6 protein-coding genes are annotated in these 12,457 nt (G+C 63.2%); 1 reads left to right on the forward strand and 5 read right to left on the reverse strand.

The features are described from left to right. Window positions 1-54: 54 nt before the first annotated feature. The 5 genes from J8I29_RS30445 to J8I29_RS18680 form a co-directional block, all read right to left on the reverse strand. Entirely contained in the window at window positions 55-3,717 is a 3,663-nt protein-coding gene (locus J8I29_RS30445) for a glycosyltransferase (protein WP_209432822.1), read from the reverse strand. Between the two features lie 205 nt (window positions 3,718-3,922). Then, on the reverse strand, window positions 3,923-5,233 hold the full coding sequence (locus J8I29_RS18665) for a capsule biosynthesis protein (RefSeq protein ID WP_209432823.1): 1,311 nt from the start codon (window positions 5,231-5,233) through the stop codon (window positions 3,923-3,925). A 90-nt stretch (window positions 5,234-5,323) separates the two neighbouring features. Next, window positions 5,324-6,064 (reverse strand): class I SAM-dependent methyltransferase, encoded by a 741-nt coding sequence (locus J8I29_RS18670; protein WP_245197137.1) that lies wholly within the window; start codon window positions 6,062-6,064, stop codon window positions 5,324-5,326. A gap of 268 nt (window positions 6,065-6,332) precedes the next feature. Beyond that, entirely contained in the window at window positions 6,333-8,237 is a 1,905-nt protein-coding gene (locus J8I29_RS18675; RefSeq protein WP_105865672.1) for a glycosyltransferase, read from the reverse strand. Further along, window positions 8,234-10,516, reverse strand: coding sequence for a glycosyltransferase family 2 protein (locus J8I29_RS18680; RefSeq protein ID WP_348536076.1), 2,283 nt, complete (start codon window positions 10,514-10,516; stop codon window positions 8,234-8,236). Before J8I29_RS18680 ends, J8I29_RS18675 begins: the two co-directional genes overlap by 4 nt. Window positions 10,517-10,930: 414 nt before the next feature. Here J8I29_RS18680 and J8I29_RS18685 point away from each other — a divergent pair, with 414 nt between their 5' ends. Next, on the forward strand, window positions 10,931-12,400 hold the full coding sequence (locus J8I29_RS18685; protein WP_105865674.1) for an extracellular solute-binding protein: 1,470 nt from the start codon (window positions 10,931-10,933) through the stop codon (window positions 12,398-12,400). Window positions 12,401-12,457 lie beyond the last annotated feature (57 nt).

Raw genomic sequence — 12,457 nt, forward strand, 5'->3', positions numbered from 1 at the left:
TGGTCCTGCTCGGCTCGATCCTGGCCTGGTTCATCTCCATCGGCCTCGTGGGCGTCATTCGCCGCCACCTGGCTTGAGATGGGTCGACGCGCTGCGTTCGGCGCTGCGCGCAATGGTGCGATAAAGATCCGCCAGTTCGCGGCCTTGGTCGGCCGCCCTTCGCAAGATGCCTGGCGGTGGAGGGGGCCCGGCCCGCCATGCTTCGGGATTGGCGTTCATCGCACCCAGGATATCGGCGAGCCCCGCATCGCTGGAGACATCGATGACCACGCCTTCCTCGGGCAGCCGTATGCACTCTCCGATCGCTCCCCTGTCGGAGGCCACCACGCGCAGGCCCAGCGAGGCCGCTTCCCGGGCCACCAGGCCGAAACTCTCCGGCCAGACCGAAGGCGCCAGCACCGTGTCCAGGCCGGCATAGAGCGCCGCCACCTCGGACGGAGAGCAGGGACCGCGCAGGAGAACCGGCGTGGCGCCCCAGCAAGTGGACAGACGTTCAGCCGGCGCGAGAGCATGGTCGATCATGGTCAGCGCCAGCCGCTCGAAACCGCCCTTGCGCAAGGCGGCCTCGACAAGCGTGGCGCCTTTCTGGATCGAGCGGCCACCCAGATGTCCGAGAGCGAGGCGGCCGTCCGGTCTGGGGCGGCGTGGATGGAATTGGAGGGCGGGCGCGCCATTCTCGATCACGCCCACCGCGGCGATGCCGGCATGATGATGCAGGGTGGCGAAGGGCTGCGACACGGCGAGAACCGCTGCAGCCTTGTCCAGCAGCGCAGCCAGGGCCTGGCGGCGTGCGACCGATTGAGACAGGCTCACTCCCTCGACCGGACAGATCTCGAACGGGTCTCGATCCGGCAGCCGTAAAAGGCCGTCACGATCGATGAAGAACTGGGAGTCGCTGATCCACCAGCCGTCATGGAGGGTGACGAGATAGGGAATTCCGGCTTGTTCCGTCGCTTCGACGATGGAGGCGCTCAGGCGCTGGATGCAGTGAAAATGCACGATGTCTGGCTGGACGAGATCGAGCACTCTGCGGAATTGCGTGGCATGGCTGGGGTTGAAAGGCCGCCAGTCGCGCAGGCGGTCCGGCGGGACGGAAATCCTGAAGACCGGACGGCCTCTGTAGCCCTCGCAGCTCAGCGTCTCGTAAGGCTGGCGTCCCTCGTCGCTGGCGAAGATGCTGACTTCGATATCCGGGCAATCATCGATGAGGTGATCGACATTGTCCTGTACCACCCGCGTGGCGCCGCCATAGCTTTGCGGTGCAAAGAAAACGTTGCAGATCAGGACCTTGACTCGAGCCGGAGACGCCTTCGGGATGGCCTTCCGTTGCATGGGGGCGAAGGCCCTTGCCAGAGTTTCGGCGCCCCTGTCGAGGGTATAGAGCCGCAGGGCCTTCTCGCGGGCGCGGAGTCCCATGTCCAGCCGCAGCTGGGGGGCCTCGATCAGCGCCTTCAGGCAATCGCGCCATTCTCGCCCGCTTTTGGCCAGAAAGCCATCCATGCCGTGCGCCACCGTCTCGCGGTAGGTGGCGGTGGCGCTGACCACCGACGGAATGGCACAGGCTGCGGCCTCCAGCCATTTGATTTCGCTCTTGCAGTCGGCGCTCTCGCCGGGCGAGAGCACGGCGAGATTGATGTCGCAGGCCTGCAATACGCTCCAATATTCGCCGATATCCTCGATGAAACCGATCTGGGTGATCCGGCCGGCATGGGCGGCGAATTCCGGCACGAGCCTCAGATGACCGGCGACGACCAGGCGCAGACGCGGATATTCGCGCATGAGATCGAGGAGGACAGGAGCAAGCTCCCGGGTGAAATCGAGATTATGCGCCTTGGTGCCCGATCCGTAGAACAGCGTCACCGGCGCGTCGGCCGGCCTCAATTCGGGTCCGCGCGCGAGGAAGGCATCGTTGCGCGCATCGAGCCCGTTGGGCAGTACCAGGGCCCTGCCCAGGCGAACCAGTGGCTGCATGTGCCGGGCGAGTGCCGATGTCGACGCGATCGCCGTGTCGCATTGGGCCATGGCAAAGCGATAGAGCGGGACGCCGAGCTGGAGATGGAGATGCTCCTGCGGCGTGATCTGCCCCTCATAGGTGGCGAGGTCCGGCGGGAAAAAGCGGTCGTCGAACAGGAGATCATCGATCTCGTAATAGGTCGGCAAGCCCAGGGCGCGAGCATGGAGAATGGCCCGCAGCACGGCAGGCGTGGCGGTCACCCGATAAAAGAGCGCGGCCCTCGCGCCGGCAAGAGCGGCGATGAACGCATCGGCCTGTGTCTCGTCGAAGGCCTCTGCCTGCAAGCCGGCCTGCTCGAACAGGCGCAGTTTCTGCTCCACCCGGTAGTGCCGGCATTGACGCAGTTCCTGGTTGGCCAGGATGACGACGGGGCCTTCGGCCGGGAGCGGCAGCGCCGGCGGCAGGCGGTCGAGGGTGGCGAGCGCCGCGTGAATTCCACCCAGGGCGGCCTCGATGACGCCATTGGCTTCCTCGCGCCCTCCCACGCCGTAGAGTTCGAGCGCGCTGAGCTTGGCATGATCGAACCAGGCCTGGAGGGTGCGATGGACGCAGGCGAGGAAGTCGGCGCGCCCGTTCCAGCGCTCCTGTTGTTCGCGCAGGATCTGCAGGGCTTCCCCGAATGCTCTCTTGCCGATCAACAGCGAAACGGCTGCCTCCACGGCCTCCCAAGGGTGGTCATCTCGCGCGATTGCCAGGCGGAAATCCCACAGAGCTTCGTCCGCAGATCGAGCCTGCCGGGCTTTGCCGCGCCGATAAAGCAGCGGGCCGTCGAACCTGGCCGCAGCATGCCTCTCGGCCTGGTCATAGGCGCGGGCCGCCAATCCGAGACGGCCACGTCGCAACTGGAAGTCGCCGATCGCCGCCAGGAGATCGAAGCTGGCGGCATCGCCGACTGCCCCTTCTGCCTCGAAGCCACGCTCGAACAAATGTGCCAGGGCCTTGGCGCGATTGACGATTCCGCTTTTTTCTGCCGACGACAGCCCCGCCCGATAGGCCTGCCATGCGAAATCGGCGGGATAGCAGCTCTCGCCGAGATAAGGCTGCAGAAAGACGGTTTCATTGGGCGCACGGCCGGCCGAAACACCCTCGATGAGCCAGTTCCGGTAAAGATCGACAGCATTGGCTGCGTCGGTCAGCTCATATGTTTGGCGATAGAACTGTGGGTCAAAGCCATGCCTGAAGCTGATCGGGGCCAGGCGCTCGATGCCCTGCTCCACGAAGAGGCGCAGCGCCTCGCTACGCGAAAGGGCGGTCGCAGGCAGCCAATCCCGGGCCATGGCGGTGAATTCGGGGGTGCGGAACAGCGCCGGCCAGGCACCGGCGGGAACATTGTTCGAACCGCCGATGGAACTATCAACGGCATAAGGCCGTCCCTCCTGCCTGCCATGTTCGAGAAAATGGCGGATGAATTGGTGGTCATGCGTGTAGGCGCGGGCGAGGTCCTCGTTGAGAAGGCGATAGGCCGTGACGTCGAAGGAGGGCGGGAGCGGACCGAAGCGCCGCTCCCATTCCGCAATCGCTTCGTCGAGATTGCGTGGACGCCCTTCGCGCCGGCCGTGCTCGACATAGTGAGCCCATAAATGCTCGGCGCTGGGCAGATCCTGCAGATCGGGATGATGGGCAGCGTAGAAGACAGGATCGAAATCCGGCGCGATCACCGGGCGGCCCCGCAACGATTTCAGGAGGGACCTGAGCCGTTTCACCCGACATGGCCTCCCAGCTGCAGGGCCGAGCCGGGATGCCGGCTCCGCTGCGGGGCCGGTCGATTTCGAGCCGCAGCGTGTTTCTCGGAAAGATCGGCAGGCCTCTCCGCCAGGAAAAGACGTAGAAACGACGGATTGGCGAAAAGTTTCGATTCAAGGAAATCGCACTTTGCTCCAGCCCCCGAAGGCCGATGCCGGTCATTGCTCACAGCCGATGATCTTCCACGGACGCATAAGTGAGGGCGCCGATCGCCCAGATGATCAGCAGGGACAGGAAGAACATCAAGGGATAAACGAGGCGGTAGGGATATTTGGCGAATTCCGGCAGGCTCGGCGGCACGAACATGCTCAGATAGACGGATTGGCGCTGCGCCCTGATCTCGGCGCGATCCAGTGCCGCCTGTGCCCGGGCATATTTGCGCTCGTTGAGCAGCCGATCCACGTCGAGTTCTTCGTATTTGGCGAGCGAGGTGGCCAAAGTCTGGGAGTCGCTACCCGTCAATTGTCCGCGCAGCGCGGCGATCTGCTCGTCCAGGGAAGCGAGGCGATTGCGCAAGACGCGCAGACTGGGAGCATCGGACTGAAGTTCGGCCGCCATTACAGCCTCGTCGTTCTTCAGCTTCAGCCGTTCCGTCATCAGGGGCATCAGCAAAGTGGCGATCTGGGTGCCCGACTGGCTCGGATCGATCAGCGCGTCCTTGTTGCGGAAGTCCTGGAGCGCCTTGAGGCTGTCCTGCAACTGCTTGAAGACTTGACTCGTTTCCGCTTCGGCGGCCTTGGTTGCGTCTCGCCGAGCCCGCTCCGACATGCGATTGATCAGTTTCTCGCTTTCGGCCAGCACGGCCTGGTTGAGCCGCAGGGCATCCTCGGCGCGAAAGGCGGTGACATCCACAGTGACGATGTTGGAGACCGGGTCGACATAGGCATCCACCTTGCGCTGCCAATAATCGGTGAGTTCGTCGATCGAGGCGTTCTCGGGCAAGCGGGCGATGCGATCCACCTCCGGACGCTGGAAGATCTCCCGGATGTTCAACTGCGTGCCGATATCATCGATGATGGCGCGGCTGCGGATGTAATTGGCAACGATATGGGCGTTCTGAGCCGTCGCCACCGGTATCATCGAGCCGCTTGTCGGGGTGGCCGCGGTTTCGGCCTCGCCGCCCTTTTCCGAGGTTTCCGGTTCCATGGCCCGCACGGTGAAACGGGCTTCGGACTGGAACTGGTCCGAGGCGATGGCGAAGAAATAGACGAAGGCAGCGATGCTGGGAATGAGCACCAGCAGGACGAAGCTCCACAGATAAGGTCTTGATCCGCGCGAACCGAGGTCGGGAACGGCCTCCGGCGAGGGGGCCTCGTCAATGACGGTGACCTCCGTACTCCGCCCCCGCAACACCTTGGTGGCATTGGCGAATTGACGCAAGGCAAGCCCCGTCCGCCTGGGCCTGTCCTTCGTGCCGGGAGGCGGCAGGAGTTCCTTGGCTTCGCCGTCCTTTTGCTGCTTCAGATCCGTTTTCATATCCAGATCGCGCTCATCCGCACCGCTATTCTTGTCCAATCGAACTTGCCGCGGGCGCCGGCTTGCTCGACCAATTCGGGATCGATCGTTCTATTTTCGCGCATAGATCGACATTGCCGGCCCGTAGCGATGGTCGGGATCCTCGTCTTCCAATGTGATGTGGCTGAAGCCCACCGCTCGCAGGGCGGCCAACATGTCGTCGCGGTGGAGCCAGCGATGCTGATCCATGGGACCGCCGCAGAACTCGGCATGGTTGGCGGCACCGCGATAGGTCCGCAGATAGGTTCGCACGGCGACACCATGAAAATCCTGGATCTGTGGCTTGTCTGCAAAGACCGCCCGTCTCGGATCCGAGGGCGGCATGAACTCATCATCCATGAAATGAGTCCAGAAATAGACCGCGTCGGTTCGTTTTGCGATCAAATCGATCAAATGCAGGGGATCGTTGGCATGATAGAGCACGCCGGAAGCGACGATCAGATCGTAGGTTTTCTCGGTACCTTCCAGCCATCTGACGAAATCGCCGAGCCAGATGCGAGAGCGCGACAGGCCGAAGATCTCCTTGGTGATCAGACAGCGCAGGAAGGCCGATTGATTGGCTTCGATGGCATCGACGATGGCGCCGGCCCGTTCGAGCATGACGGTGTGGCCGCCCTCCAGTGGCCCCAGCTCCAGCACGACCTTGCCCTCGAGCGGGCCATACTGGTTCATCATCCAGGCGATCCGCGGATCCAGATAGGTCGCCAGAGCCCCTGCCTTAATTCCGAATTCCGGCGGAAAGGCACTGGTCCAACCTTGGATGACGTCGACGGCGTTTTGGTGAGTGGGCATCGAAATTACATAGCGGTCAAATATTCTTGGCGATTTCTGCGCGGATAGGGGTGCGGGGACTGATGGGCGCCGCAGCTTACCAAGCCATTTCGATAGCATTTACTTTTCCAGTCGGAAGCGTTTCTCGATATACCACTGTGATGGCCCAGCCTCTATCTCTTCATAGCGCAGTTCGGCATGAATGAGGCCTCTAAATCGCTGCGCTGCAATATATAGCCCTGTTTCATGTCCAAATGATCTATTTTGGACAAATAGTCGAAAACTGCATTCATCCGAGCGCCGCCCTATACCATTCCAGCGAGAGCGCGGGATGGAAGTAGGGGTCGTTCCTGAGCAGGTGAAGCCATTTGGAGCGAAAATATCCTATCTCTTTTCCGTAGAGGACCTCGGACGGTGCCTTGCTGCTGCGGGAGGCAGATTCGTGGTGGTGCAGGACCACGCACGGATCCAGCAAGGTTCGCCAGCCGCATTCGTTCAGCCGCAGGCATAGATCGATGTCGTTCAGGTCGATCGGAAGATTGTGCTGATCGAAGCCGCCAATGCGGCGGAACTTCTCGCTCGAAACCGCCAGGCAGGCGGCCGTCACCGCCGACAATTCATGCGGCGTGGAAAGGCGTCCGAAAAAGCCGGTGTCGGAGCGCGGCAGGCGCCGCTCGAAATGGGCGGCCCGCCCGCCCATGCCGAGCACGACGCCGCCATGTTGCAGCGTATCGTCCTTGTAGAGAAGTTTCGCTCCGACCGCCCCGATGTCCGGCTGTCGGGCCCAGCCCGTCAGGCGGGACAGCCAGCCGTCGGACAGGATCTCGGTGTCATTGTTCAGGAAGACCAGGGTATCGCCGCGGGCTCGCCCGGCTGCCTCGTTGCAGATTGCCGCGAAGTTGAAGGACCCGGGGCTGCGCAGGACGGAAAAGCGAGAGTCTCTCGTCACGGTATCCAGATAGGCGAGGGTGCTCGGCTCCTTGCTGCCATTGTCGATGATGACGACCTCGAAATGGTCCTGCGGGCTGCGTTCGAGCAGGCTTCCGACGCAGGCCGACAGCAGGTCTACGCGGTCCCGGGTCGGAATGATGACCGTCGACATCGGCGGCCGTCCACTGGCGGTCATGACGGCCGGGCTGAGCGGGGTAAGAGGAATGGCCGGGCTTGCATGCGAGGTGGCGAGCAGTATGCGGCGGATATGCACGGCGCGGACGAGAGCGTCGATGGGCGGACGTGACACCAGGTCCTCGACGGTGGCGCTGGAAGGCATCACCTGGCGCAGCCAATCGTTCCGGGCGAACCAGGCCTGCCCCACCAACGCGGCATGGCGGGCGAGGACGGGACTCCAGTCCGGCTTGAAGCGAGGCGAGCCGTTGCATTCCTCGTCGCCATAGTAGAGGGCCGCGGGGTCCTCGATGGAGCGCTGGGCGACGGCCGCCAGGGCAAAATCGTTCAGCCGGTCGTCCACACGCAAACCGATCACCAGATCGTCATCCCTTCCCGCATCGAGGAGGGGAGCGAGCGGGGTTCGAGGGGATGCCCATGACAGGGTGATGCGCTTGAGGGGTTGGGAGGCGAGGAAGCCGTGCCACGCCGCCGCGTGTTTTGAGGGATCCCCGATGATGACCAGGTGGAAACCTGTGTCGGCGGCAGCCTGCGATGGCATGTCGAGGCCCGTCCATTCGATGGTGCGGCTGCGCTCGAGGCGCCAAGCCTCGTACATGGCGAGGGGCGTTGCCCCCAGGGCGCGCTTCAGCCGCGCCTGTTTCACCTGCCGATCGCCGCGCATGCCGGCCCACAGAGCGCTCATGACCGCCTTGGGATGGCGCCGTGCGCCTCTCCCCAGTCGCCGGAGCGGACCGACGCGGCCGAGGCTCACCACCCGGAATCCGAACGGGCCGATCCAATCGGCCGGCGACAGATGCAACTCCGTCGCGTCCGACGGCAGAAAACCGATCCAGCTTCCACGGCCGAAGGATGGCGCTGGCAATATCACATCCTCGTCACCGCCTGGACGGATGATACGCAGGACCGGCCGGGTCAGCGGATCGAGCAGGCTGGCCTCGAAGACGAGACGGACCCAGCGTCCGGCCCATTGCCGCGCCGGCGCCTCGATCCTGAGCCAGGGCAGGCAGCTTTGCGACACGGTCCGGCCGTCCAGCAGAACGACATCGACGAGCGGGGTGAGCTTCATGCCGGTGGCCGTGCCTTGCGGGAATGGTGCCCGGTGACAATCATGCCTGGTCGGCCTCGAGAAGGAGGCGAAGTGTCGGCTTCGCCGGAAACGGGCGGGGGTGTCGCCCAGGACCGCGACAATGGCAGGATCGGCGGCAGGATCTCGCGGGGGGCGGCCAGGTGCCTGGAATACCAGGGGCTGTAGGCCGGGTCCTCGAAAGTATCCGTGTGGTATTTTTGGCGCAGGGCCTCCCTCTCGCGCTGAAAGCGTTCCTTGTTCGCCTTTGTCTCGTCGCTGCCCCGCGTGGCGGATTCATGATGGGTGAGGGTGGCGAAGGGCGTCCATACCGTACGCTGGCCGACGGCCGCCGCGCGCAGGCAGTAATCGATGTCGTTATAGGCGATGGCGAAAGCCGTCTCGTCGAACTCCCCGACCTGTGCATAACACTGGCGCGAGATCAGCATGCAGGCGCCCGTGACGGCACTCAGAGTCTGGCGCACCTTGAGGCGGTTCATCGGTCCCGACGAGTCCTGCGCCGCGTTGGCGTACCAATGGCCGGCCAGGCCGCCGAGCCCCACGATGACGCCCGCATGCTGCAGCCGGCCGGAGGGATAGAGCAGGCGGGCACCGACGATGCCGGTTTCCGGATAGTCGAGGCAGCTCACCATTTCCTTGAGCCAGTCGGCGGCGATGACCTCGATGTCGTTGTTGAGCAGAAGGATTGCCTGTCCGTTCGCCTCCCGCATGCCCCGGTTGACCTGGCGCGAGAAGTTGAAGGGTTCGGGCGTAATCACCGTCCGAAAGTTCCGGTGTTGCCCGCGCATCGTCTCGTAGAGCGACAGCGTGCGTGCGTCCGTGCTGCCATTGTCGACGACGATGACCTCAAAATCGGCATAATCGGTGCGCTCATAGAGGTCGGTCAGCAGGCGGGCGATCAGGGCGGGACTGTCGCGATTGGGAATGACGATGCTCACGCACGGCCACTGGCGGCGATCGGGCGAAAACTCGACACGATGAAGGTCGGGTACCAGCGCCGGGCCGACGGGCGCTGCGACACCGTTGCTGGCATAATGCGCGGCCAGGGCCCGGCGGGCATGGCCGACGGCCGTTGCCGTGAAGGTGGCGGAATAGGAGGCCCGGTGCCGCCGCCACAGATAGGCGGGGTAAGGCAGATGGATGATGGCATGCCGGGGGAGCTCCGAGAGATAGCGCAGCAGGAGCTCATAGTCCTGGGAGCCGTCGAAGCCGGCGCTCAGCCCGCCCAGCGCCTGCAGGCGCTGACGGCGATAGAGCGAGAGATGATTGACGTAATTGACCCCGGATAGCAGCACGGGGTCATAGGCCGGCTTGAAGAAATATCCGATCGGCTTCAGCCTGGCGTCGGTGATGGTTTCATCGGTGTAGATGAACTGTGCCTCGGGGTGGCGCCGGATGGTGTCGTTGAGATAGTCGAGGGCCAGCGGTGCGAGGGCATCGTCGTGGTCGATGAGGCCGACCCAGTCGCCGCGCGCTGCCGCGAGGCCGAGATTGGTTGCGCCGGCGATACCCAGATTGTGCGGCGTGCGCAGGACTTGGATCCTAGGCTGCCCCTCCATGCGCTCGAGCCGGGCAAGGGTGGCCCTGTTGCTGGACGCATCGTCGCACAGGACCAGCTCCCAGTTGCCGGCGCGCTGGCTGCGCAGCGAATTCAGCAGGGCGTCGAGAAAGGCCGGCGGGGTATCACGTAAAGGAACTACGAAGGAAAGCAGCGGTGCCGGCTGCCCTTCGTCATGTGGTGCCATGTCGGCGAGACCCGCTTCCGCCAGGTTCAGGACGGCCTGGAAATGCTCCTCCGGCGGGAGCTGCCGCGGCGGCGGCGGTGCCTTGGCCAATTCATCGAGTTCGAGCAGGTGCAGGTGGTCTGCCGCAGCGCCGAGTTGCCGGCGGAGGGATGCCAGGGAGCGGGCCGCGCGGATGTTCAGGGTGAAGCTGTCCGGTTCCGCTTCGGGGCCTGGATAGTCCTCGCAGGGATCGAAACGCACGCGTCGGAAACCCCTGATCCTGCCTGTCCCGAAGGCATAGACGCCATGGCGTGCCGGCGGCAGCGGCAACACTTGTTCCGGCCGAAAGCCATGACCGGTATCGATATAAAGATGCGGCTCGAGCTCCGGACCGCTCGAAATGACCTCGATGGCGATATATCTGGCCGGCCAGGGGCCGAGCTTGAAGACGAAGTGAGGATCGGCCTCGCAAACGCTCCATTGCGACGCCCCGACACGCGCCAGCCCCTTATGGCCTTTCATCAAGGGCGCAAACACGATGCCGCTTCCTCACATGGCCAGTCTTTCATCACGAACCGGGGAGACATGTCATCGTTGGTCTTCAGGCCCTTGCAGGAGCCGGCAAATAATTCGGGATATTACAGTAGAGGAAATGGCACGAGAATATTGAACGATAAACTGTACTGTCCGTTGCCGCAAGGAGGCAGAAAGGCAAACTTGGCGGGCAGGCAAACAATGTTTTCATCAACGGTATAGCGTCCAAGAACTCCTCGTCGATCGTATAGCTGATTCTGGAGTAAAAGCGATCTTCCTGTCATTGATCCGACATTTGACGTTTTCTCAGCGCCGGTGTCATAATCGCCCGCGGTGTCCGGCTGCATAGATGTGCTGGCGTGAATGCAGCGACGGACATCGGCATAAAAACACAAAAACGACATTTGGGAGGGACGAATGGCTTCGAGAAGCGGAGTTGTTGGTGCCGCGCTGATGGCCGCCGCGCTCGCGGGAGCGACGGTGCCGGCCATGGCGGGCGAGTTCGACGGTGTCACCGTCAACATCATGACGCAGACGGGCGCGATCCAGGAGCCGCTGCAGCGGCGCGCCCCGGAGTTCGAAAAGCTGACGGGTGCCAAGATCAACGTGATTGCGGTGCCCTTTTCCGATCTCTACCAGAAGGTGCTGACCGATTGGGCGAGCGGCACCAATTCCGTGGATGCGGCCGTGTTCGCGCCGCAATGGATGGTGGACTACGTCGCAGGCGGCTATCTCGAGGACATCGGCAACCGGGTCGCCAAGGACAAGGCGATGGCCTGGGACGATATCGCCCCTTTCTTCCGCGACTTCTCATCGAGCTATGGCGGCAAGACCTATCTGGTCCCGCTCGATGGCGACTTCCATATGCTCTATTACCGCACCGATATCTTCGAGAAGGCCGGGCTGAAGCCGCCGACGACCTGGGACGAATATCTGGAAGCGGCCAAGAAGCTGAACGGCATGGAGGTCGACGGCCAGAAGGTCTATGGCTCCTGCATCGCCAAGAAGCGCAACGCCCAGAGCTATTGGTTCGTCACGGACGTGGTCGGCTCGATGACGCAGTCGAAGGGCACGTCGCAGGGCACCTTCTTCAACACCAAGGACATGACGCCCCTCGTCGATAACGAGGCCTTCCGCAAGGCGCTGGCCTTCCTCAAGGAATCCGGCAAGTACGGCCCGCCGGACGAACTGAACATGGACGTGTCGGACACCCGCCCGCTGTTCACCTCCGGCAAATGCGCCCTCAATCTCGACTGGGGCGATGTCGGCGTGCTCGCCATTGATCCCGCGACTTCGAAGGTGATCGACAAGACCGGCGCCACCATCATGCCGGGCTCCAAGCAGGTGCTGAACTGGGACAGCGGCAAGTTGGAAGCCTGCTCCAAGGAAACCTGCCCGAATGCGATCGACGGCGTTAACCATGCGCCCTATGCCGCATTCGGCGGCTGGAGCGGCGGCATCAATGCCAAGGCGCAGGACAAGGTCAAGGACGCGGCCTACGCCTTCTTCTCCTATATGACCGCGCCGGCCCAGTCGAATGTCGATGTCACCATCGGCAAGACCGGCTTCAATGCCTATCGCACATCGCAGCTCAGCTACAATGAAGGCTGGAAAAAAGCCGGCATGAGCGAGAAGGCGGCGGCTTCCTATCTCGGCGCCATCAAGGATAGCCTCAACAGCCCGAACATGATCCTGGACCTGCGCATCCCGCAGAACCAGAAATATCAGCAGGTCGTGCTGGACGAGGCGATCGCCCGCTTTCTGGCCGGCGAGATCGACGAGGAGGCCACCATCAAGGCAGTCGCAGATGGCTGGAAGGACCTCAACGACCAGATCGGCACGGAGGACCAGCTGAAGTTCTACAAGAACACGCTGGGCGCGAAATAGGGGCTACCTTCCTCCTAGAGGGGGAGGGGCGGACGAAGTCCGGGGTGGAGTGATGAG

The organism is Labrys sp. LIt4 (assembly GCF_017813775.1).
In the GTDB taxonomy this organism is placed as follows: Bacteria; Pseudomonadota; Alphaproteobacteria; order Rhizobiales; family Labraceae; genus Labrys; species Labrys okinawensis_A.

Coding starts and splice junctions, on each gene's coding strand:
- J8I29_RS18670 (WP_245197137.1), bottom strand. CDS start 6,064: ATGCCCACTCACCAAAACGCCGTCGACGTCATCCAAGGTTGGACCAGT.
- J8I29_RS18685 (WP_105865674.1), top strand. CDS start 10,931: ATGGCTTCGAGAAGCGGAGTTGTTGGTGCCGCGCTGATGGCCGCCGCG.
- J8I29_RS18665 (WP_209432823.1), bottom strand. CDS start 5,233: ATGAAAACGGATCTGAAGCAGCAAAAGGACGGCGAAGCCAAGGAACTC.
- J8I29_RS18675 (WP_105865672.1), bottom strand. CDS start 8,237: ATGAAGCTCACCCCGCTCGTCGATGTCGTTCTGCTGGACGGCCGGACC.